This is a genomic window from Citrobacter sp. Cu096, from assembly GCF_030332285.1.
Lineage (GTDB): Bacteria > Pseudomonadota > Gammaproteobacteria > Enterobacterales > Enterobacteriaceae > Citrobacter > Citrobacter meridianamericanus.
Map to the genome: position 1 here is coordinate 749,158 of NZ_JAOWID010000030.1, position 22,252 is coordinate 771,409.

25 protein-coding genes and 1 tRNA gene are annotated in these 22,252 nt (G+C 48.5%); 15 read left to right on the forward strand and 11 right to left on the reverse strand.

Annotated features, from left to right (window positions below):
- The first annotated feature begins 201 nt into the window (after positions 1-201).
- Positions 202-516 (forward strand): flagellar hook-basal body complex protein FliE, encoded by a 315-nt coding sequence (gene fliE / locus OGX99_RS17905; RefSeq protein ID WP_071696982.1) that lies wholly within the window; start codon positions 202-204, stop codon positions 514-516.
- 227 nt (positions 517-743) lie between these two features.
- On the opposite strand, the gene OGX99_RS17910 is transcribed toward fliE, so the two are convergent.
- From OGX99_RS17910 to yedE, 5 genes are all read right to left on the reverse strand, one after another.
- Positions 744-2,186, reverse strand: coding sequence for a glucosyltransferase domain-containing protein (locus OGX99_RS17910; protein WP_286544564.1), 1,443 nt, complete (start codon positions 2,184-2,186; stop codon positions 744-746).
- Positions 2,176-3,111: a glycosyltransferase family 2 protein gene (locus OGX99_RS17915; RefSeq protein WP_187252245.1), complete on the reverse strand. Its 936-nt coding sequence runs from the start codon at positions 3,109-3,111 to the stop codon at positions 2,176-2,178. Before OGX99_RS17915 ends, OGX99_RS17910 begins: the two co-directional genes overlap by 11 nt.
- Entirely contained in the window at positions 3,108-3,470 is a 363-nt protein-coding gene (locus tag OGX99_RS17920) for a GtrA family protein (protein WP_151218909.1), read from the reverse strand. Before OGX99_RS17920 ends, OGX99_RS17915 begins: the two co-directional genes overlap by 4 nt.
- 175 nt (positions 3,471-3,645) lie before the next feature.
- Positions 3,646-3,879 (reverse strand): sulfurtransferase-like selenium metabolism protein YedF, encoded by a 234-nt coding sequence (gene yedF, locus OGX99_RS17925; RefSeq protein WP_000790504.1) that lies wholly within the window; start codon positions 3,877-3,879, stop codon positions 3,646-3,648.
- Positions 3,876-5,102, reverse strand: a complete 1,227-nt coding sequence (gene yedE / locus OGX99_RS17930; RefSeq protein ID WP_502873435.1) for a selenium metabolism membrane protein YedE/FdhT — start codon at positions 5,100-5,102, stop codon at positions 3,876-3,878. Before yedE ends, yedF begins: the two co-directional genes overlap by 4 nt.
- 164 nt (positions 5,103-5,266) lie before the next feature.
- Here yedE and yedD point away from each other — a divergent pair, with 164 nt between their 5' ends.
- On the forward strand, positions 5,267-5,680 hold the full coding sequence (gene yedD, locus OGX99_RS17935) for a lipoprotein YedD (RefSeq protein WP_151218908.1): 414 nt from the start codon (positions 5,267-5,269) through the stop codon (positions 5,678-5,680).
- 40 nt (positions 5,681-5,720) lie between these two features.
- Here yedD and amyA read toward each other — a convergent pair whose 3' ends face one another.
- From amyA to fliD, 4 genes are all read right to left on the reverse strand, one after another.
- The gene (gene amyA / locus OGX99_RS17940) at positions 5,721-7,208 is read right to left on the reverse strand and encodes an alpha-amylase (RefSeq protein WP_286544568.1); all 1,488 of its coding nucleotides are present in this window, start codon (positions 7,206-7,208) and stop codon (positions 5,721-5,723) included.
- A 68-nt stretch (positions 7,209-7,276) separates the two neighbouring features.
- Positions 7,277-7,648: a flagella biosynthesis regulatory protein FliT gene (gene fliT, locus OGX99_RS17945; protein WP_151218906.1), complete on the reverse strand. Its 372-nt coding sequence runs from the start codon at positions 7,646-7,648 to the stop codon at positions 7,277-7,279.
- Positions 7,648-8,055, reverse strand: coding sequence for a flagellar export chaperone FliS (gene fliS, locus OGX99_RS17950; RefSeq protein ID WP_187252247.1), 408 nt, complete (start codon positions 8,053-8,055; stop codon positions 7,648-7,650). The genes fliT and fliS overlap by 1 nt, the downstream gene beginning before the upstream one ends.
- Before the next feature lie 15 nt (positions 8,056-8,070).
- A complete protein-coding gene (gene fliD / locus OGX99_RS17955) occupies positions 8,071-9,471 on the reverse strand; it encodes a flagellar filament capping protein FliD (RefSeq protein WP_286544573.1) in 1,401 nt (466 codons plus the stop codon).
- A gap of 255 nt (positions 9,472-9,726) precedes the next feature.
- On the opposite strand from fliD, the gene OGX99_RS17960 reads away from it, so the two are divergent.
- From OGX99_RS17960 to sdiA, 9 genes are all read left to right on the forward strand, one after another.
- A complete protein-coding gene (locus OGX99_RS17960; RefSeq protein ID WP_286544574.1) occupies positions 9,727-10,959 on the forward strand; it encodes a FliC/FljB family flagellin in 1,233 nt (410 codons plus the stop codon).
- A 79-nt stretch (positions 10,960-11,038) separates the two neighbouring features.
- The gene (fliB, locus tag OGX99_RS17965; RefSeq protein ID WP_286544577.1) at positions 11,039-12,241 is read left to right on the forward strand and encodes a flagellin lysine-N-methylase; all 1,203 of its coding nucleotides are present in this window, start codon (positions 11,039-11,041) and stop codon (positions 12,239-12,241) included.
- 196 nt (positions 12,242-12,437) lie between these two features.
- Positions 12,438-13,157, forward strand: a complete 720-nt coding sequence (gene fliA, locus OGX99_RS17970) for an RNA polymerase sigma factor FliA (protein WP_016153479.1) — start codon at positions 12,438-12,440, stop codon at positions 13,155-13,157.
- A 57-nt stretch (positions 13,158-13,214) separates the two neighbouring features.
- Positions 13,215-13,766 carry a flagella biosynthesis regulatory protein FliZ gene (fliZ, locus tag OGX99_RS17975; protein ID WP_048218004.1) on the forward strand — a complete coding sequence of 184 codons (552 nt, stop codon included), beginning with the start codon at positions 13,215-13,217 and terminating at the stop codon, positions 13,764-13,766.
- Between the two features lie 100 nt (positions 13,767-13,866).
- A complete protein-coding gene (gene tcyJ, locus OGX99_RS17980) occupies positions 13,867-14,667 on the forward strand; it encodes a cystine ABC transporter substrate-binding protein (RefSeq protein ID WP_151218904.1) in 801 nt (266 codons plus the stop codon).
- Positions 14,668-14,774: 107 nt separating this feature from the next.
- Positions 14,775-15,761 carry a D-cysteine desulfhydrase gene (dcyD, locus tag OGX99_RS17985; protein WP_151218903.1) on the forward strand — a complete coding sequence of 329 codons (987 nt, stop codon included), beginning with the start codon at positions 14,775-14,777 and terminating at the stop codon, positions 15,759-15,761.
- Positions 15,762-15,782: 21 nt separating this feature from the next.
- Positions 15,783-16,451, forward strand: a complete 669-nt coding sequence (gene tcyL, locus OGX99_RS17990; RefSeq protein WP_151218902.1) for a cystine ABC transporter permease — start codon at positions 15,783-15,785, stop codon at positions 16,449-16,451.
- Positions 16,448-17,200, forward strand: a complete 753-nt coding sequence (gene tcyN / locus OGX99_RS17995; protein ID WP_137397256.1) for an L-cystine ABC transporter ATP-binding protein TcyN — start codon at positions 16,448-16,450, stop codon at positions 17,198-17,200. The genes tcyL and tcyN overlap by 4 nt, the downstream gene beginning before the upstream one ends.
- A gap of 230 nt (positions 17,201-17,430) precedes the next feature.
- Complete coding sequence (sdiA, locus tag OGX99_RS18000) at positions 17,431-18,153, forward strand: quorum-sensing transcriptional regulator SdiA (protein ID WP_151218900.1); 723 nt, start codon at positions 17,431-17,433, stop codon at positions 18,151-18,153.
- Positions 18,154-18,219: 66 nt separating this feature from the next.
- Here sdiA and OGX99_RS18005 read toward each other — a convergent pair whose 3' ends face one another.
- Together OGX99_RS18005 and OGX99_RS23915 are read right to left on the reverse strand one after the other, a co-directional pair.
- A complete protein-coding gene (locus OGX99_RS18005) occupies positions 18,220-18,444 on the reverse strand; it encodes a DUF2594 family protein (protein WP_286544587.1) in 225 nt (74 codons plus the stop codon).
- A gap of 19 nt (positions 18,445-18,463) precedes the next feature.
- Entirely contained in the window at positions 18,464-18,607 is a 144-nt protein-coding gene (locus OGX99_RS23915; RefSeq protein WP_477100055.1) for a hypothetical protein, read from the reverse strand.
- 296 nt (positions 18,608-18,903) lie between these two features.
- Between OGX99_RS23915 and uvrY the strand changes: the two genes are divergently transcribed.
- From uvrY to OGX99_RS18025, 4 genes are all read left to right on the forward strand, one after another.
- Positions 18,904-19,560 carry a UvrY/SirA/GacA family response regulator transcription factor gene (gene uvrY / locus OGX99_RS18010; protein ID WP_151218899.1) on the forward strand — a complete coding sequence of 219 codons (657 nt, stop codon included), beginning with the start codon at positions 18,904-18,906 and terminating at the stop codon, positions 19,558-19,560.
- Positions 19,557-21,389 carry an excinuclease ABC subunit UvrC gene (uvrC, locus tag OGX99_RS18015; RefSeq protein ID WP_210905229.1) on the forward strand — a complete coding sequence of 611 codons (1,833 nt, stop codon included), beginning with the start codon at positions 19,557-19,559 and terminating at the stop codon, positions 21,387-21,389. Before uvrY ends, uvrC begins: the two co-directional genes overlap by 4 nt.
- Before the next feature lie 55 nt (positions 21,390-21,444).
- Positions 21,445-21,993, forward strand: a complete 549-nt coding sequence (gene pgsA / locus OGX99_RS18020) for a CDP-diacylglycerol--glycerol-3-phosphate 3-phosphatidyltransferase (RefSeq protein ID WP_043016768.1) — start codon at positions 21,445-21,447, stop codon at positions 21,991-21,993.
- A 151-nt stretch (positions 21,994-22,144) separates the two neighbouring features.
- Positions 22,145-22,220: transfer RNA gene (locus OGX99_RS18025), tRNA-Gly, on the forward strand.
- The last annotated feature ends 32 nt before the right edge of the window (positions 22,221-22,252 follow it).

Below are 22,252 nucleotides of genomic sequence, written 5' to 3' on the forward strand. Positions count from 1 at the left end.
TTATCGTGGACGGCGTTTTTTGCAAAGTGGAACAAGACTCACTCCCGGGTCAGCAAACTCGAAAAATTGACGGTCTCATTATTTGCGGTTTCGAATTTTTCTATGCGTTAAAAACCGTGGTTTTTTATCGTTATTTAACGCCTTTATCTTATTGACTAACTGGTAATCTCAACTACGTAAAAAATCATCCAGGGGATCAGAATGTCGGCAATACAGGGGATTGAAGGGGTTATCAGCCAGCTACAGGCTACGGCGATGTCAGCAAAAATGCAGGATATGCAGCCACAACCGACCGTCAGCTTTGCCGGTCAACTGCATGCGGCGTTAGACAGGATCAGCGATGTGCAAACCGCGTCCCGTGTGCAGGCTGAGAAATTTACCCTCGGTGAACCGGGTATTGCGCTGAATGATGTGATGACCGATATGCAAAAAGCGTCAGTTTCAATGCAAATGGGGATTCAGGTGCGTAACAAACTGGTGTCGGCGTATCAGGAAGTGATGTCGATGCAGGTGTAGGTTCACTAACCTAATGATATTTATTAAACCACATACTTTTTGCGTCACTATCTGCGGTTTAATATAAAAGTGCATGGATGCACATCACATCGGTCAAACTCCCGGCATTTTATCTCAGTGAAATTTCCTGTTTGTACCGTAAGGCATGCCTGATGCTGAGCCGTCGTCATGAGTCTCATCTTATCGAAGAAAAAGCCCTCAAATTTCAGTATGAGGGCTCGTAATAGCTAATTATTGTATTTTCCCAAAAAGACTATAGCGGTGTTATCTGAAATAAATAATGAGTAATACTGGTTAGAGGATACAGGTTTGATTCCTTTGTTTATCATATTAGCCAGTTTAATTTTATTCTCTTGCACATCACTATAACCATGCTGTGTTTGTAATAATCCTTTGTTAATTAATTGGAAGGATGCTAAAAACTCAGTGGCTGGAAAAACGAAATGACCTATAAGCGGTTTGTTTTCTATTATCAGTTTTGCTCTTTCATTTGCATTTAACTGGCCTACAGTTCCAATCGAAACGATGCTCTTATGATTTGCAATATCCTGCGCAATCATGTTGAAAACAAAATCTTCATATTCTTGTTGAGCTTTCATTGTGTTGCCCAACTGAGCGCTAAAGGCAAATGAAGCAATGACAGGCATCAGTGCCATATATTTTAGGCGAGGAGAGAAATGCATGATTGGTATAGCAATTATAACCATTATAACTGAAAAGGAGACTAAAGTACGTGGGAGTACGGGGGCATCCTGAAGCAATATGGTTGGCCCCATAAGAGAAACAATGAATATTAAAAAAGAAATGGCCCCATATAGAATAAAAGACACGATATTTCCGATGTGTGCACGATAAGTAATGAGCATAAACACGCAGATTATTAATATCGGGATTGCGAAATAGATGTAAACCGGATGATAAAGATAAGCAAGGACTAACGCTTTTAATGATGCTAACGTCCCAATAAGATAATCCAGTCCTCCTTTATCCAAAGGTATTAGCTCTGCGCGAGAGTTGTTTTTTGGAGAAAAGAAAAACATATAGATAATGTAAAACGATAAAAATAGAGTTGTTTTCTTAAATAAAAAGATTACGAATTCTTTGACTTTTACGTGTTGTTTTATCGCTATAATCATTACGTCAATAGCAAGTAAACCAATAAAAATGTTTGCACATGGCTGATACAATGTTAAGGCTAATACTCCTGATATTAGTTTTGTTGCAACCTCTAGTGTCAGGTTTTTATTTGAATACGTATACGCAATTACTGCAAGGAAAAAAGCGATAGACATTCCCAGACTATCGTATCGATAAGCGATATTTTGCAGAATGAATGGATTGAATATTAAAAGTGCGGCAACCATTTTAGCATTTGCAACATCTGATCTGATCAAATGTTTGCTGAGCGCAAGTGAAGAGGCACCTAAAAAGACACAGGACGCGAGCATCGTGTACGGAAATAAGTCAAGATTGTAATGACCACTTGCAGAAAAAAATCTTGCTAAAATATCTGCAAAAGGACGGCCTAAGCCACGCCAACCATAATACCCACTTATGGATCTATCAAAGTCATCCCTATAGTATATTCCAGCTTGTATTAAAGGATAGATGAATAATAGAGCCAGTCCTGAGTAAATTAAGAGTAATTTCTTGTCGAGTTTAGAAAACATTTTTATTTCCATCTTGTTTTTTAACTATATAGCGTGGGCGCTGCTTGCTTTCGATATATATTCTTCCGATGTACTCACCTAATACACCTATTCCAATTAGCTGAACACCACCAAGGAATAGAATAGAAACAATAATAGACGGATATCCTGCTACCGGGTTTCCCCAAAATATTTTATCGGCAATCATCCAAGCTCCGTACAAGAAGGATAAAGCAGCGACAAAAAAACCGATGTAAGTCCAAATCCGAAGTGGAAACGTCGAAAAACTGGTAATGCCCTCTAACGCAAGATTCCATAATTTCCAGCCGTTAAATTTTGAGTTACCCGCAATGCGCCCGGCTCGAGTGTATTCGACGACATCAGTGCGGCCACCAACCCAGCTTAGGATGCCTTTCATGAATAGGTTACGTTCTGGCATGAGTTTAATGTTCTCTACTACATGGCGGGACATGAGTCTAAAGTCGCCAACGTTCTCTTCTATTTTTGGATTACTGATTTTATTGTGTAATTTATAAAACCATTCAGCGGTTTTACGCTTTAGTTTCCCATCGGTAGAACGGTCAGAACGCTTTGCAAGTACAATATCTGCACCTGACTGCCATTTCTCTATCATGGCCGGAATAACTTCAATGGGATCTTGTAGGTCAACATCGATCGGAATGACGGCTTCACCAGTGGAATAGTCAAGTCCTGCACATATAGCCGGTTCTTTTCCAAAATTACGAGTAAAAGAAACAGGAACCACGAGCCTATCAGATATCGCAAGCGCGTTGATCATTGATTCTGTTGCGTCTTTACTTCCATCATTGATGAATACGATTTCTACTTCATGCTTTTTGAGTTCTTCAAATTCGCGAACATTTTTATAGAAAATTGGTATCGCGTCCTCTTCGTTAAAGACAGGAACAACCAAAGATATTTTCATTTCGCATCCCTAAAGACAATGAACTTAGAATAAATGAAACCGCATACCAAACTGATGGCTGAGAATAAAATTAAAGTGATGATAGGCGCCATACCTGACTTATCAGCACATAATCCTACAGCAGCGCTTAGCGTTCCCATGAAGCCAACATAGAGCATGTAGCGCATGGTTGTCGTCGTTGACTTAAAAGTGAATCTTGCGTTAGCAAAGAAGCTGAATGATACCGCCACGAGGAAACCAGAAAAATTACCGAGAGCTTGTCCGGTGTGCAGGCCGTATATGCATATAGCAAAGACAATCCAGTGAATGATCGTATTGATGACCCCTATTGATGTGTACTTTGCGAATAGTTTAAACATTATAAAAATCAGCGAATTCTTAGGGTTTGACAGTTTACCATCTGATCATGGAACGATCGACCTATGATGTTAAGTAGATGAAACAAAGGCGGGAACATAAAGTCTTGCATCTGATGTTGAGGCATGTTTAATCACTGAACATTCTCCCGCTGCGTCAGACAACGGGAGAATTGCATTACTTCTGAATCAAATAGCGAATCGTTGGGCCATCCTGCTGAATATCCAGCACCGTATAGCCGTGATTGCGCGCATCCAGTGGAATATTGTTGATTGACTGCGGGCAATCGCTTACCACTTCCAGAATTTCACCTTTCTTCAATTGCGGCATCGCTTCCAGCGTGGCAACAGCCGGGTACGGACACGGCTCGCCGACCATATCGAGGCGATAATCAGGCACGATGTTTTTCATACAGACTCCTTGGCAGGCGTCAGCCCTGCGCGGCGGAAGAAGTGTTTTTCCCAGCCGATGATCAGCATCAGCGCGGCAAATAACAGCAGATAGGTTACCAGCAGACCGCCGAGCGGACCGAAGGTGTTGAGCAGATTCACTTTGTCCCAGTTGGTGGCAAGCGCGGGAGCAAAATCATCCCAGTAGTAGGCCAGAATGGTCGAGCCAATAACGTTGCCCAGACCAACCCACCAGTAATGTACCTGACCTTCAACGGCGCGGTACATCCAGCCGGTTTCACACCCGCCCGCCAGCACAATACCGAAGCCGAACAGCAAGCCGCCGATCACTGCATTTGGACCCGCCCACATGATTTTAGGCTCGACGCCCAGTTGCACGTAGCTAAAGATACCGATGGCGCTGACCGCCATCCCGAAGATGATCGCTTTTGCCATATGAGTGCGACCGGAAATCCACAGGTCGCGGAAGGCGGAGGTGAAGCAGATTTGCGCCCGTTCAATCAGCAGACCGAACCCAACGCCAAATAGCATCGCCAGACCGAGCTTGGGTTTATCCATCGCAGTCAGTAATGCCCAGCCGATCATGCCGATAAACACCAGCATGCCGAGGCGGAAACGGCGACGGGCCTGCTCCGGTTTTTGGGTTAGCGGAGAAGCGGCGGAAACTTTCTGCATTTTGACCGGAATACGAAACATCGGCAGCAGGGTAAAGCGTGCGCCAAACCAAGAGCCAATTGCCGTTGCCAGCGCGAAAAACCAGGCGTGTAGCGAGAACTGCGGAATGCCGGTGAAGAATGCGGCCAGGTTGCAGCCCATCGCCAGCCGGGCGCCGAATCCGGCGATCATCCCGCCGACAACGGCCTGCATAATGCGCACCCGGCTGCGTGGCATGCGCAATTTGACGTTGTTGGCCCACAGCGCGGCGGCAAAACAGCCCCCGAACATACCGAGGATCATCATGCCGTCAATGCGGGTCAGGGGAGAACCTTCGAGATGAATCAGCTTGTAATATCCCCACTCTTCGGCGTGAACGCCAAACAACTGCAGGATTTGACCACCCCAGCGAGTGAATTCACCGGTAACGGCCCAGAAGGTTCCCGTAATGCCGAAATAATAAGTGGAGAGAATACCCGCTGCGATGACCGCAGGGGCGGGGGCCCAAAATTTAATTAACCAGGCCTGTTTGAAGTGTTGCCATGACATGCGTTTTGCCTCTGAACTCAGAAGGTATGTAACAAGAAGTGTGGATACTACACCGATCAGAATTTTTGACTATGAGTAATAAGAGGTAATACCGCCTGGATCAATCTTTATCAACACCGCTGAAAGGCTGGCGACATCAGGCCTTTAATGCCACAATCCCATTTTCTTCGCATGCAGGATGAATGATGAAAAAATTAGCAATCGTTGGTGTATTTCTGGCGCTAACCGGATGCGCCGAAGTAGAAAATTATAACGACGTGGTGAAGACGCCAGCGCCAGCGGGTCTGGAAGGGTACTGGCAGTCAAAAGGTCCGCAACGCAGCCTGGTGAGTCCGGAAGCGATCGCCAGTCTGGTGGTAACAAAAGAGGGCGATACGCTGGACTGTCGCCAGTGGCAGCGAGTGATCGCGCTGCCGGGCAAGCTAACGATGCTCTCTGGCGATCTCACCAACGTGACGGTGAAACGCGAGCTGTATGAGATTGAGCGTGAAGGCAATACGCTGGAATATGACGGTATGACGCTGCAACGGGTCGATCGCCCAACGCAGGAGTGCGCTGACGCGTTAAAGAAAACGCCGCTGGCTACGCCACTGCCATAAGCCGTACGCCCCGGTAGCCCATGGCCACCGGGGTTGAGTTTTAAATCACTTCTTCAATGACCCACACGCTGACGCTCCCGCCGTTACAATAAAATGTTACTTCGCCGTTATCATCGGTAACCACGCTTTCCTCGCGATTACCCAGATAATCACGCCAGGTTTTATTGCCGTAATTCGCGCCGAGATTGATGGTCTTTTCTCCGTCATCGCCGTTAGACATAACAACCACACAGCCTGGATCGTCGTCCGTTCCGCTGCGACTAAAAGCGATACAGTTAGGATGATCGAAAAAGAGCGTCTGTACCCCATGCGCGAAGCGCTGGCGCGCGAGGATCAGTTCATCAAGCTGTTCAATGATCGGCATATCGATAGGATAGGTTTCGCCATCGCCGCCGGTGTCTTCGTAATGTGCGCCGTAGAGGTCAGGATAGAAGACTGATGGCACGCCGTTTTCGCGCAACAGGATCAGCGCATAAGCCAGTGGCTTAAACCACGGCTCGACGGGGGCTTCCAGCGCCTGCAAGGGTTGGGTGTCGTGGTTGGCAACCAGCGTGACGGCATGAAACGGATCGGCTTCCACCAGGGTGTCGGTGAAAATCTGACTCATGTCGTAATCGCGACCCTGACGGGAGGCTTCGTGGAATTTCATCTGCAAAGGGGCGTCGAACAGCATGGTTTTTCCCTCCACCTGATTGATGTAGGTTTGTAGCTTATCGACTTCGTGGGACCAGTATTCGGCGACGATAAACAGCGGCTTGGGTGCCACCTCCTGCACGTGCTCAATCCACTCTTTATAAAACCATGCCGGGATGTGTTTCACGGCATCTAAGCGAAAGCCGTCGCACTGGGTTTGTTCCATTACCCAGCGTGCCCAATATTTGATCTCCTCGGTCACGGCGTGATTACGGAAATCGATGTTTTCGCCCATCAGGTAATCAAAGTTACCCAATTCATCATCAACCTGATCGTTCCAGCCTTCGCCGGTGTAATCGTTAACGATTTTAAAAATACCGTCTTCGGTTGGGTTCTCGATATGGTCAATGCCGCTGAAGCATTTAAAGTCCCAAATGAATTGCGAGTACTGGCCTGCGCGGGCAGGGAAGGTGTAGCGCGTCCAGCCTTCGCATTCAACGATCTCATCGTCTATTTGTGTGCGATCGTCGGCGTTAACCCGTTGGACGCGGATATTCTCTTTCTCATCCGCGCCCATTTTGTGGTTAACCACTACGTCCAGCAGGACGGCAATATCATTGTGTTTCAGCGCGTCTATCGCTGCCAGCAGTTGATTCTTATCGCCGTATTTGGTGGCGACGGTTCCCTTTTGGTCAAACTCACCCAGATCAAACAGATCATAAGAGTCGTAACCCACCGAATAACCGCCAGAAGCGCCTTTATAAGCGGGGGGCAACCATACCATATTGATGCCGATGTCATTGAGCCCGCCTGCGCGTTCGGCAAGCTCGGGCCACAGTTGACCGCCATCGGGGTAATACCAGTGAAAAAACTGCAATAACGTGGGATTTTTCATCTTCCGTGCTCCAGAAGTCGTTTGGCCGACCTCTGGAGTATGGAAGATTATTCAGACGAGACGGGAAATTATTGTGGGGTAGTGGGGGCGTCGGGGACTAACAGCATGCCGGAAAGACGGCCATAGGCGTTATTTAGCGTCTTCTGGCGGGTCGATTGACCGATGAGATTGCTGAGCTCATCCAGGCGCTGCTGCAACAATGTTTTGAGTAACTGTTCGTTATCCAGCGTCTGTTTAATGTACCCGGCGGCTAAATCCTGAATACTTCGCGTAATGCCTGGTGGAGTTTGCTCTTCCATGACCACTTCAATACTTTGCAGATAGGTAACTTCCTGTTCCAGTAAAAGGTCCCATTCACCGCGCTGCGCCAGTTCCAGCAGTGAGTGACTGAGCAGCGCGATGCGCTGCCAACGGTTGATAAACTCCACGGCTGAGGTCATTAACGAGACTCCTGGGACGTCGCTTTCGGTGAGATCTGTTTCCAGGCATCTGCAATGTTGCCGAGCAACCCTTCGACTTCTTCAATAGCCTGACAATCATTACGCAAGTTAGCTTGCAGTAAACGGCGGATCATATAGTCGTACAGTGAGGACAGGTTGGTGGCGATTTCGCCGCCATTCTCTTGATCCAGCCCCGCTTTCAGACCATTGTCGATAATGTTAATGGCTTTACTTAAGGCCTCGCCTTTAGCGACGATATCGCCCTGTTGCATAAACAGGCGAGCGCGCACCAGGGCACTGTTCGCGCCATCAAACAACATTTCGATCAACTGATGCGGACTGGCGCTCATCACGGCGCTTTCCACGCTGACCTGTGCATAGGCTTTGGTACCGCTCGCGGTATACATGCTTACCTCGTGTTATCAGGATTTGTTCATCGCTGTAAATTGTTGGCCCAGATAGGTACTGGTGTTATTCAGTTTGCTCATCATGCTATCAAGCTGGGTAAACTGCGCCGTGTAACGTGCAACCATGTCGTCAATGCTGGCGCTGACTGACAGATATTGTTTGGTCAGTTTTTTCAGCGTGGCGTTAATGCTGTCTTGCGCATTGTCGATAATGCCGTCATCGGCGAGATAGCTTTTTACTTCAGCGGCAATTTTGGTAGTGATGCCGGTTTCTTTGCCATCGCCCGCCAGCAGTTCGCGAACAGAGGCTGTGTTTTCGTCCAGTGCTTTTTTCAGTTTGGTATCATCGATGGACATCTTGCCGGTTTTGCCATCTTGCTTGATGCCGATTTCATTCAGGGTTTTAAAAGCCCCCTGGCTACCAGAGTTAGCAAACTGCGCGCGAATACCGGTCTGAATGGTGCGCACCACGCTATCACCGACCAGCGCGCCGTTGTCTTTGTCCTGACCTTCCGCACCTGCGTCAACGGCTTTATATTTGGTCAGCGTATTAAAGGTATCGATCAGTGAGTTATAGGCATCTACCCAGCCTTTAATCGCTTCCGTGGCTTTCTCATTGCTTTTCGTCACGGTGACGCGGGCGTCGGTAACTTTTTTGGTTAGCTCCAGCGTAACACCTTGCGGGGCATCGGTGATTTTGTTGCTTTGACGCTCAATATCGATACCGTTCATCGTGAGCTTGGAGTTCTGCGCCTGAACCAGCTCGGTCATTTTTCCAGTGCCGGTCGTGCTGTCGTAGGCCAGCATATCGTTCAGCTTACTGTCGCCATCAACAGAGATGGTCATCTTGCTGTCCAGACCTTCTGCTGCGGTCAGTACCAGTTTGAACTCGCCGTCTTTCACCTTCACGATGCTGGCGGAGATGCCGCTATCGGTATCATTTATTGCCTTGCTGATATCATCCAGCGTGGTCTTATCTTGCGAGAGTTTAATCTCCAGCGGCTCTTTTCGACCCGGCTGATCAATTCTAATGGTACGCGTGGCGGAACCATCACCCAGAGCCTCTTTGTTTGAAGCAACTGATTTGGTGCTCAGCGATTGCGCTTGTGCCAGTTGCGTGACGCTGATGGTATAAATACCCGGTGCCGCGCCGGCTTCGGTGCTAACTTTCAGGTCTTCAGTACTGCTCGTCACATTACTGCTTCTGAACAGCTCCGGTTTATTTAACGCAGTATTGGCCGTCTGGAACTTTTCCAGCGCACTCTTCAGCGTACCGTAAGCCGTCAGACGGGCGGTATTGTCGGTCTGTTGCTGAGTAATTGGATTTAAACGTTTTTTCTCAGCAATAGTCAGGTTGTTTAGCAACGTATCCAGTGGTAAGCCTGAGCCTACGCCTAATGATGTAAATGAAGCCATGCCCGATTCCTTGTGATTGCAAACAATTGTTCTGCGGGTTATCGGCAATCTGCGCGCAAAGTTTAATGATAGTTTTGTGAAAATAATGCGCGGAATAGTGGTGCATATAGAGGGTATTTCAGGGGCTAAGAAAAAAGAGGGCGGAAAGTAAAAATTTTCTAAAGTTCGAAATTAAGGTGCCGATACATGGGTTACGGTGAGAAACCGTGGGCAACAGCCCAATAACATCGAGTTGTAATTGATAAGGAAAAGATCATGGCACAAGTCATCAATACAAACAGCCTGTCGCTGTTGACCCAAAACAACCTGAACAAATCTCAGTCCGCTCTGGGCTCTGCTATCGAGCGTCTGTCCTCTGGTCTGCGTATCAACAGCGCGAAAGACGATGCTGCTGGTCAGGCGATTGCAAACCGTTTCACCGCGAACATCAAAGGTCTGACTCAGGCTTCCCGTAACGCTAACGACGGTATCTCTGTTGCACAGACCACTGAAGGCGCGCTGTCTGAAATCAACAACAACCTGCAGCGTGTTCGTGAACTGTCCGTACAGGCCGCGAACGGCTCCAACTCTGATTCCGACCTGTCTTCTATCCAGGACGAAATTAATCAGCGCCTGGCAGAAATCAACCGTGTTTCCGAGCAGACCGACTTCAACGGTAAAAAAGTTCTGAACCAAGACGGACAACTGACTATTCAGGTTGGTGCTAAGGATGGTGAAACCATCACCATTGACCTGAAAAAAATCAACAGTGACACTCTGAAGCTCGACGATCTGGACGTGACTAAGATTGCAACGACTATTTCTAACGGTACAAAAATCAATACTCAAGTTACGCCAGCTGCTGCTGATATTGTCGATCAGAAAGCGGGTAGTACTGTTACTGGTCAAACATTAGTTAAAGATACTGCAGGTAAATACTTTGTTACAGATGGTACTGACACATGGGCGGCAACGCTTGACAATACCAATGGTAAGGTAACTTTTAACAGTACAACCACTGCTGCTCCGACAGGTGCTACAACTGCCGCAACCGTTGGTAAAGATGTGAAGGTGAATACCACTGCACTCACTGCTGCGAACCAAAGCTTGATCTCTTATAAAGATGCGGGCACCACGAAATTCGCTGTTAAACAAGCTGATGGTACTTACAAAGGTGCGACGATTGATGGCGCTGGTGCAATAACCCAGAATGCCGCAGTTACACCAGATATCAGCCTTGACCCGCTGAAGAAAATTGACGATGCGCTGTCTGATGTTGATAAATTCCGTAGCTCCCTGGGTGCGGTGCAGAACCGTTTTGAATCTGCAGTGACCAACCTGGGTAACACCGTCAACAACCTGTCTTCTGCCCGTAGCCGTATCGAAGACTCCGACTACGCGACCGAAGTATCTAACATGTCTCGTGCGCAGATCCTGCAGCAGGCGGGTACTTCTGTATTGGCACAGGCTAACCAGACCACGCAAAACGTCCTCTCTTTACTGCGTTAATCCATCGATTGGGTTACTTAGTAGTCAGAGACAATAAAGGCAGCGAAAGCTGCCTTTTTTCTATACTGGAGTCTGAATAATGCAAGAAATTACCGTTACCGAACCGGCTTTTGTTAAGGCCTTCCGATGCTCTGGAACACAATGTCGCGATCATTGCTGTAAAACATGGCGTATAACTCTGGATAGGTCAACGGTGAAGAAATATATTTCCAGTAAAGATGGATGTATCAGAGGGATCGCGAAGGAGAATATCATTCTCCTAAAAAAAGATATCGATAACTGGGGGTTAATCAAACTTAATGAAGAAACAGGAAATTGCCCTTATCTGACTGAAGATAGCCTTTGCAAGGTCCAGAAAACGCTTGGCGCTGAAGCATTAAGCTCGACATGTAAGACATTTCCGCGTAGTGAGCGTATTTATAAAAACGATGTAAGAAAAGCGTTAAATCTGTCCTGTCCGGAAGTCGCGAGTTTGGTGCTGACCGATCCTAATGCGATGGTTCTGAACGAGAGCAGTAAAATTGTGCCTAATGCTTTTAGCGCACCTATCTTTTCTCAACAGCAAAAACTGTTAAACCTTTTCTGCCTGAGCCTTGTTGAACAGGCAGGGCGGGATGTCAATGTAGGTCTGTATGGGCTGATTAAACTTACTTTATGCATTAAGAAGTTTAATCAGATTGATAATGTGGCGCTGTCTGAAGTTGAGCAAATTTATTACGCGATTATGTCTCAGACTCAATCAGGTGAATTAAAGAAAGAATTGTCGGCATTTTCAGCGGATAACAATGTTAAGGTCACTTTAGTACTTTTGCTGCAGGATTATTTCCGAAGTCTTACGGTAAGCCGCGCCAATGGCGTGCTCAACTATTACATTCAGTGTCTCCTGAGAACATTGACCGAGGAAGAAAATCCCTCTGTAGAGGAGGGGATCGCTAAACTTGAGTCCACGTGGCAGAAGGTTTACGAACAGCAGGGTGAGACTGGATTCGACCTAAAAAACTTCATTTTGTACAAGATTTGGGAGAATAATTTTCCGAATCAAAAAAAAGTAGATCCGCTTCGGACACTATACATGATATGTGTTGAATACTATTTCATTAAAATGCTGATTGCTGCGAGTGCCTACGAAAGAACATATCTGGAGAAGGAGGACGCGATCAATATTGTCTACAGCTTCCATTCGCTAAGCCAGCATAATCCTACCATACATGAGAACTTTCAAAAGCATATCGAGACCGTGCGCACAGGTGATGACCTGTCGATGATTCATCTCTTGACATAATTTAAGCAGGGATGCGTGAAAACGCATTCCTCGCAAGCCAACTATTTGATTTATTATCAATTATTTCTTATTCGAAATAACGTCATTAGCTACATAAGTGAAATAACCCTTCTTTTATAGCCTTATTCCCCCGATAGAACCCCCTGCAGAAACGGATAATCATGCCGATAACTCATTTAACGCAGGGCTGTTTATCGTGAATTCACTGTATACCGCTGAAGGTGTAATGGATAAACACTCGCTGTGGCAGCGTTATGTACCGTTGGTGCGTCACGAAGCATTGCGCCTTCAGGTGCGTTTGCCGGCGAGCGTAGAACTGGATGACCTGCTACAAGCGGGCGGCATCGGGTTATTGAATGCCGTGGACCGATATGACGCTTTGCAAGGAACGGCATTTACCACTTACGCAGTGCAGCGTATTCGTGGAGCGATGCTGGACGAACTACGTAGCCGGGATTGGGTGCCGCGTAGCGTTCGGCGCAATGCTCGCGAAGTGGCCCAGGCGATGGGACAACTGGAGCAGGAGTTAGGGCGTAACGCGACGGAAACCGAGGTGGCGGAGCGTCTGGCTATTCCTGTGCAAGAGTATCGTCAGATGTTGCTTGATACCAATAACAGCCAACTCTTCTCCTACGACGAGTGGCGGGAAGAGCATGGCGATAGTATTGAGCTGGTGACGGAAGAACATCAGCAGGAAAACCCGTTACAGCAGCTACTTGAGGGTAACCTCCGCCAGCGCGTGATGGACGCGATCGAGGCGTTGCCGGAGCGCGAAAAGCTGGTGTTAACGCTGTACTACCAGGAAGAGCTGAATCTGAAAGAGATTGGCGCGGTACTGGAAGTCGGGGAGTCACGGGTCAGCCAGTTGCACAGTCAGGCCATCAAACGTCTACGCACCAAGCTGGGTAAGCTATAGGGGTACATCATTACCCCTGAACAATGCCGCATTACGAATTGACTACCAGGAGTTCTCATGACGGTGCAGCAATCAAAAAGACGGCCTCTAAGCCGCTATCTCAAAGATTTCAAACACAGCCAGACGCATTGCGCCCATTGCCTCAAGTTGCTCGACCGGATCACGCTGGTTCGCCGCGGGAAAATTGTCAATAAAATCGCCATCGCTCGCCTGGACACGTTGCTGAACGAAGCCGAGTGGGAACAGGAGAAAAAAGAGTGGGTGGCGCTATGTCGTTTTTGCGGTGATTTGCACTGCAAGGAGCAGAGCGACTTTTTTGACATTATCGGTTTCAAACAATTTTTATTTGAGCAGACTGAAATGAGCCACGGTACAGTCCGCGAATACGTTGTCCGCCTGCGCCGCCTCGGGAATCATCTCACCGAACAAAACATCTCTCATGACCTGCTGCAGGAAGGCTTCCTCGACGAAAACCTTGCCCCGTGGCTGCCGGAAACCAGCACCAACAATTACCGTATCGCCTTACGTAAGTATGAGCAGTTCAAAGCCCATACCCATATGGGACATATGCAGAAATCCTCCTGGACAGCCAGTTCTGATATATATTAAAAACGAATAAGGTGTAACAGAGTCGTGTTTGTGGATCACCGCAAACGCTTTACACTCTAGTCATAAATGATAGTCACTAATGACAATATTCGGGGTAACTATGAAATTAGCACTTCTGGGACGTCAGGCTCTGATGGGTGTAATGGCTGTTGCACTTGTCGCCGGAATGAGCGTGAAGACTTATGCAGATGAAGGTCTGTTAAATAAAGTTAAAGAGCGCGGCACGCTGCTGGTGGGCCTGGAAGGGACCTATCCCCCGTTTAGTTTTCAGGGCGATGACGGCAAACTGACCGGTTTCGAAGTGGAGTTCGCCGAGGAACTGGCAAAGCACCTTGGCGTGAAAGCCACGCTGAAACCGACCAAATGGGACGGTATGCTGGCTTCTCTTGATTCCAAACGTATTGACGTGGTGATCAACCAGGTGACCATCTCTGACGAACGTAAGAAAAAATACGATTTCTCCACCCCGTATACGGTCTCCGGCATTCAGGCACTGGTGAAGAAAGGCAATGAAGGCGTTATTAAGACCGCCGCCGATCTGAAAGGTAAAAAAGTCGGCGTTGGTCTGGGCACCAACTATGAAGAGTGGCTGCGCCAGAACGTACAGGGCGTGGATATTCGTACCTATGACGATGACCCGACCAAATATCAGGATCTGCGCGTAGGCCGTATTGACGCCATTCTGGTTGATCGTCTGGCCGCGCTTGATCTGGTCAAGAAAACCAAAGATACGCTGGCCGTCACTGGCGAAGCGTTCTCCCGCCAGGAATCCGGCGTGGCGCTGCGTAAAGGCAATGAAGATCTGCTGAAAGCGGTTGATGCAGCCATTGCTGAAATGCAAAAAGACGGTACGCTGAAGGCTCTGTCTGAAAAATGGTTTGGAGCGGATGTGACGAAATAATCGTCACCCGATGAAAAAAGGCGCCTTTAACAGCGCCTTTTTTTATTTCATTGCGCCTGAACGTGCATAATAAAAAGAACATCACAACAACGAATACCGGAGGCTATATGCCACTGCATAACTTAACGCGCTTTCCACGTCTGGAATTTATTGGCGCGCCAACGCCGCTCGAATATCTTCCGCGCTTCTCAGACTATCTCGGGCGCGATATTTTCATCAAACGCGATGACGTCACGCCGATGGCCATGGGCGGAAATAAGCTGCGTAAGCTGGAGTTTCTGGCCGCAGACGCGCTGCGTGAAGGCGCGGATACGCTGATAACCGCAGGTGCGATTCAGTCTAACCACGTTCGCCAGACAGCGGCGGTTGCGGCTAAACTTGGTCTGCACTGCGTGGCGCTGCTGGAAAATCCGATTGGCACCACGGCTGAAAACTATCTTAGCAATGGCAACCGTCTGCTGCTGGACCTGTTTAATACGCAGATCGAAATGTGCGATGCGCTAACCGATCCGAATGCGCAGTTGCAGGAGCTCGCGACGCGGATTGAAGCGCAAGGGTTTCGGCCTTATGTGATCCCGGTTGGGGGGTCTAATGCTTTGGGCGCGCTGGGCTACGTGGAAAGCGCGCTGGAAATTGCCCAGCAGTGTGAAGGGGCCGTTTCGCTCTCTTCCGTGGTGGTCGCGTCGGGTAGCGCTGGAACGCATGCCGGACTGGCGGTGGGGCTGGAGCAACTGATGCCAGACGTTGAACTTATCGGTGTGACCGTCTCGCGCAGCGTGGCGGATCAAAAACCCAAAGTTGTTACGCTGCAGCAGGATATTGCCCGTGAACTGGAGCTGACGGCCACTGCGGATATCCTGTTATGGGATGATTATTTTGCGCCGGGCTACGGTACGCCAAACGAAGAGGGCATGGAGGCAGTAAAACTGCTGGCGCGCCTCGAAGGCATCTTGTTGGATCCGGTGTATACCGGCAAGGCAATGGCGGGTCTTATTGACGGCATCAGCCAGAAACGCTTCAAAGATGAAGGGCCAATTCTCTTTATCCATACTGGTGGGGCGCCTGCGCTGTTTGCCTACCATCCTCACGTGTAACGACCAGGTAGAAAAACGCTAATGCAAGAAAGTATCCAACTGGTGATTGATTCTCTGCCGTATCTGCTCAAAGGCGCGGTTTTTACGCTGCAACTGAGTATCGGCGGGATGTTCTTTGGCCTTGTGCTGGGGTTTATTCTGGCACTGATGCGTCTGTCGCCACTGCTGCCTGTGCGCTGGCTGGCGCGCTTTTATATCTCTGTCTTTCGCGGAACACCGTTGATTGCCCAGCTGTTTATGATTTATTACGGTCTGCCGCAGTTTGGTATTGAGCTGGACCCCATCCCGGCAGCAATGATTGGCTTGTCGCTTAATACAGCCGCTTACGCTGCGGAAACGCTGCGTGCGGCAATCTCTTCCATCGATAAGGGGCAGTGGGAGGCGGGGGCCAGTATTGGTATGACGCGCTGGCAAACCATGCGTCGGGCGATCCTGCCGCAGGCTGCGCGGGTTGCACTTCCACCGCTGAGCAACAGCTTTATCAGCCTGGTGAAAGACACCTCTCTGGCCGCGACTATTCAGGTACCGGAACTGTTCCGTCAGGCGCAATTGATTACCTCGCGTACGCTGGAAGTGTTCACGATGTATCTGGCGGCCTCGTTGATTTATTGGGTGATGGCAACGGTGCTTTCTGCACTGCAAAACTATTTTGAAGAGCAACTGAACCGCCAGGAGAGAGAGCCGAAATGAGTGCTATCGAAGTCAGAAACCTGGTCAAAAAATTTCATGGACAAACGGTGCTTCATGGGATCGATCTTGACGTCAAACCCGGTGAAGTGGTGGCAATTATCGGGCCGAGCGGTTCGGGCAAAACCACGCTGCTGAGAAGCATTAATTTGCTGGAGCAACCGGAGGCGGGCACCATTAAAGTCGGTGAGATTACGATCGATACCGCGCGTTCGTTAACTCAGCAAAAAGGCCTGATTCGTCAGTTGCGCCAGCATGTGGGTTTTGTGTTCCAGAACTTTAATTTGTTCCCGCATCGTACGGTACTGGAAAACATTATTGAAGGTCCGGTGATTGTTAAAGGCGAGCCGAAAGCCGAAGCCATAGCGCGTGCGCGCGAACTGCTGGCAAAAGTCGGGCTGGCAGGTAAAGAAACCAGCTATCCACGTCGCTTGTCCGGTGGACAACAGCAGCGTGTGGCTATTGCCCGAGCGCTGGCGATGCGCCCTGAGGTGATTCTTTTTGATGAGCCGACCTCTGCGCTCGACCCTGAACTGGTTGGCGAGGTACTTAATACCATCCGTCAACTGGCGCAGGAAAAGCGTACGATGGTGATTGTGACGCACGAAATGAGCTTTGCGCGTGACGTGGCCGATCGGGCGATATTTATGGATCAAGGACGGATAGTAGAACAAGGGCCAGCGAAATCCTTATTCACGCATCCGCAGCAGCCACGAACCCGTCAGTTTCTTGAAAAGTTTCTGATGCAATAAATAGTGCATGCAGCACTCGTCTAAATTGTTTTTAGCGAGTGCTGTTCGCATAACTATTTATAATTATTGCTTTATTATTAACGTTTAATGCTGTTACTTTCTTCCGCCATTGAGTAATGCTCAAGTAATTGCTCAGTTGTCCGATAATTTACATATATAAAATACATTTATGTGTTAGCTTGTTTCATATGTTTGGATGATTATCAATCTCAGGGGTATTACCACTTAGTATGCAGGGTCATGATTTCTTCACCTGGCGACGGAGCATGCTGTTACGCTTTCAGGAAATGGCGACGGCAGAGGATGTCTATAACGAATTACAACAACAGACGCAGCATTTAGAGTTCGACTTTTACGCGCTCTGTGTTCGTCATCCCGTACCTTTTACCCGGCCTAAAACGTCGCTTCACACGACGTATCCCAAAGCCTGGGTGGCGCATTATCAGTCCGAGAATTATTTTGCGATTGACCCGGTGCTGAAACCTGAAAACTTCAGTCAGGGGCATTTACCCTGGAACGATTCCTTATTTCGCGATGCACAGCCCCTGTGGGATGCTGCGCGCAATCACGGTTTACGGAAAGGGATGACGCAATGCTTAATGTTGCCTAATCGGGCGTTGGGTTTTTTATCGGTATCGCGTGCGAGTGTCCGTAATAGTTGTTTTGCCAGCGATGAGGTAGAGCTCAGGATGCAACTACTGGTGCGGGAAAGTTTGTCGGTACTGACGCGGCTGGAAGATGACATGGTCATGGCGCCAGAGATGCGCTTTAGTAAGCGGGAAAAAGAAATATTGAAATGGACGGCGGAGGGGAAAACCTCTTCAGAGATAGCGATAATTCTGTCGATTTCTGAAAATACCGTTAACTTTCACCAGAAAAATATGCAAAAGAAATTTAATGCACCAAACAAAACGCAGATCGCCTGTTATGCCGCTGCAACCGGGCTTATCTGAGTAAATTATCGTTCTGAGTTTCAGACGCAAAACCGGCTGATAGCGATGCTCTCAGCCGGTTTCTTATTACTGGCGGTAAGCCTGTTTAATTTGCTTAACAGTGCTGGAAAATACCGCAGCCTGTGATTGATCTTCAATCAGTGCGATCTGTTTTTCCATTTTAAGAATCACGCGTCCTGCATCGGCTTGACCCATTGCCTGCAGCATCAGCGTTAACATGGCTTTCAGGCAGGTGACTTCATTGGCCAGTTCCTGGTTATTCTCAGCAGTGGAAAAGTCAAGCGTACTCATTTATTTTCCTCGTTATGTTTCAATGAAAAAGTGCGATGTCAAATCTTAAGGCGGCGGAGTATACCATAAGCGAGGCTAAAAATATCAGTGGTTGTTTTTTGTGCAATTGCGAGGTGCGGACATTAAAATAAACAACTTGTTGCAGCGCATATATTTTCTCCACTTGTTGTTTATTTCGAGTATTTTACTCGTTAATTATTGTTACAACTTTGACTGCTTGGTTTGCATTCAGCGAAGGAATATGATCTTTTTGTCACCATTATGAAACAGCTACACAGATATAACCGTGGCAAAAGGTTATCAGTACTGAATGTTTCCACTCTTCGTACAATCTAATTTCCAAAAACGAGAGCAAAATCGAAAGACAGGTGTTTTTTACATTTCAAAGTTGAGATAAAACCCGTTAACATAGGACCGATTAACTATCGGTAGCGTTATCCCTATTCTGGAGATATTCCTTTGATCAACGTTTTTCTTGTTGATGACCACGAACTGGTGCGCGCAGGGATACGACGCATTCTTGAAGATATAAAAGGCATTAAAGTTGTCGGCGAGGCGTGCTGCGGCGAGGATGCGGTAAAATGGTGCCGCTCAAACGCCGTTGACGTTGTGCTGATGGACATGAATATGCCCGGTATTGGTGGCCTTGAGGCAACGCGTAAAATTGCGCGTTCAACGGCTGACATTAAAGTGATCATGCTGACTGTCCATACCGAAAATCCGTTGCCTGCAAAAGTCATGCAGGCAGGAGCCGCGGGCTATCTCAGCAAAGGGGCTGCGCCCCAGGAGGTTGTAAGTGCGATTCGTTCGGTTTTTTCCGGCCAACGTTATATAGCCTCCGACATCGCTCAGCAGATGGCGCTCAGCCAGATTGAGCCTGAGAAAACGGAAACCCCGTTTGCCAGTTTGTCTGAACGTGAGTTGCAGATTATGCTGATGATCACCAAAGGTCAGAAGGTCAATGAGATCTCAGAACAGCTGAATCTTAGTCCTAAGACGGTGAACAGTTATCGTTATCGAATGTTCAGTAAATTAAACATTCACGGCGATGTTGAACTGACTCACCTGGCAATTCGCCATGGCCTGTGTAATGCGGAGACATTAACAAGCCAGTGACCGATCAGTTTGATGCTAAAGCTTTCCTGAAAACCGTGACCAGTCAGCCCGGCGTTTATCGCATGTATGATGCCGCCGGTACGGTCATCTATGTCGGGAAAGCGAAAGACCTGAAAAAAAGGCTTTCCAGCTACTTTCGTAGCAACCTCGCGTCGCGTAAAACCGAAGCGCTGGTCGCGCAAATACAGCAGATTGATGTCACGGTAACGCACACCGAAACCGAAGCGTTACTGCTTGAGCACAACTACATTAAGCTGTATCAGCCGCGCTATAACGTTTTGCTGCGCGATGATAAATCCTATCCTTTCATTTTCCTCAGCGGCGATACCCATCCTCGCCTGGCGATGCATCGTGGCGCAAAGCACGCCAAAGGCGAGTACTTTGGCCCGTTCCCTAACGGCTATGCGGTACGTGAAACGCTGGCGCTGTTGCAGAAAATATTCCCTATTCGTCAGTGCGAAAATAGTGTTTATCGCAACCGCTCGCGTCCTTGTTTGCAATATCAGATTGGCCGCTGCCTCGGTCCGTGTGTGGCGGGCCTGGTGAGTGAGGAAGAGTATGCGCAGCAGGTTGATTACGTTCGTCTGTTCCTGTCCGGGAAAGACGATCAGGTATTGACCCAACTGATCGCCCGGATGGAAAAGGCCAGCCAGAGTCTCGAATTTGAAGAGGCTGCGCGCATTCGTGACCAAATTCAGGCCGTACGCCGCGTGACCGAAAAACAGTTTGTTTCTAATACTGGAGACGATCTGGACGTCATCGGCGTGGCGTTTGATGCAGGCATGGCCTGTGTGCACGTTCTGTTTATTCGCCAGGGTAAAGTGTTAGGCAGTCGCAGCTATTTCCCGAAAGTGCCTGGTGGAACAGAGCTCGGCGAGGTCGTAGAAACCTTCGTCGGACAGTTCTATCTGCAGGGGAGTCAGATGCGCACCTTACCCGGTGAGATCCTGCTCGATTTTAAGCTTAGCGATAAAACCTTGTTGGCGGATTCTTTGTCTGAGTTGGCTGGGCGGAAGATTAATGTTCAGACGAAACCACGAGGCGATCGCGCCCGTTATCTGAAGCTGGCGCGAACTAATGCGGCAGTGGCGTTAACCACGAAGCTTTCCCAGCAGTCGACGATTACACAACGTCTGACGGCGCTGGCATCGGTACTGAAGCTTCCGGAAGTAAAACGCATGGAGTGCTTTGATATCAGTCATACGATGGGCGAGCAGACGGTTGCCTCCTGCGTGGTATTTGATGCCAATGGACCGCTGCGTGCGGAGTATCGTCGCTATAACATCACTGGCATTACGCCGGGTGATGATTATGCGGCCATGAATCAGGTTCTGCGTCGGCGTTACGGTAAGGCGATTGAAGAAAGTAAGATTCCGGACGTTATCTTGATCGACGGCGGTAAAGGTCAACTGGGGCAGGCGAAAGCCGTTTTTGCTGAGCTGGACGTTCCCTGGGACAAACAACATCCGCTATTGCTGGGGGTGGCAAAAGGGGCCGATCGTAAAGCCGGCCTGGAAACGCTGTTCTTTGAGCCGGAAGGAGAGGGCTTTAGCCTGCCACCGGATTCGCCTGCGTTGCACGTTATCCAGCATATCCGCGATGAATCTCACGATCATGCGATTAGCGGACACCGTAAAAAACGGGCGAAGGTGAAAAGTACCAGCACGCTGGAAACCATTGAGGGCGTTGGACCAAAACGTCGGCAGATGTTGTTGAAATATATGGGCGGTTTGCAAGGTCTTCGTAACGCGAGCATTGAAGAAATTGCAAAAGTGCCGGGTATTTCGCAAGCTCTGGCAGAAAAGATCTTCTACTCGTTGAAACATTAAGCCCTCTGTAGCAACATAGGGGTAATTTCACTGACAACAGATAGTTATCCGTCATATGCAATTTAATATCCCTACGTTGCTCACGCTGTTTCGCGTCATCCTGATCCCATTCTTTGTATTGGCGTTTTATCTGCCATTCACCTGGGCTCCCTTCGTTTGCGCGCTGATCTTCTGTATCGCGGCGGTCACCGACTGGTTTGACGGTTTTCTGGCGCGTCGCTGGAACCAAAGCACGCGTTTTGGCGCCTTCCTCGATCCGGTCGCTGATAAAGTGCTGGTGGCTATCGCGATGGTGCTGGTGACCGAACACTATCACAGCTGGTGGGTGACGCTGCCTGCCGCCACGATGATCGCGCGTGAAATAATTATCTCTGCGCTGCGTGAATGGATGGCTGAACTGGGTAAACGCAGCAGTGTGGCAGTGTCCTGGATCGGAAAAGTGAAAACTACTTCCCAAATGGCCGCGTTGGCATGGCTGCTTTGGCGTCCAAATATCTGGGTTGAGTACGCAGGGATCGCACTTTTCTTCGTTGCCGCGATACTGACTTTGTGGTCAATGTTCCAGTATTTGAGCGCTGCATGGGGAGATTTGCTTGAACAGTGATCGTTTCGACGCAAATTTCAGCAAACGATCGTCAGTGGTGAAAAATATCGTTGACTCATTGCGTCAGGTAAGTAGAATGCAACGCATCGAACGGCAGCACTGATTGCCAGACGATAACAAAATCAAGTGATTAACAAAGTTACTTGGTGATGCGGGAATAGCTCAGTTGGTAGAGCACGACCTTGCCAAGGTCGGGGTCGCGAGTTCGAGTCTCGTTTCCCGCTCCAGATTAAAGACATCGGCAATTGCGGATGTCTGG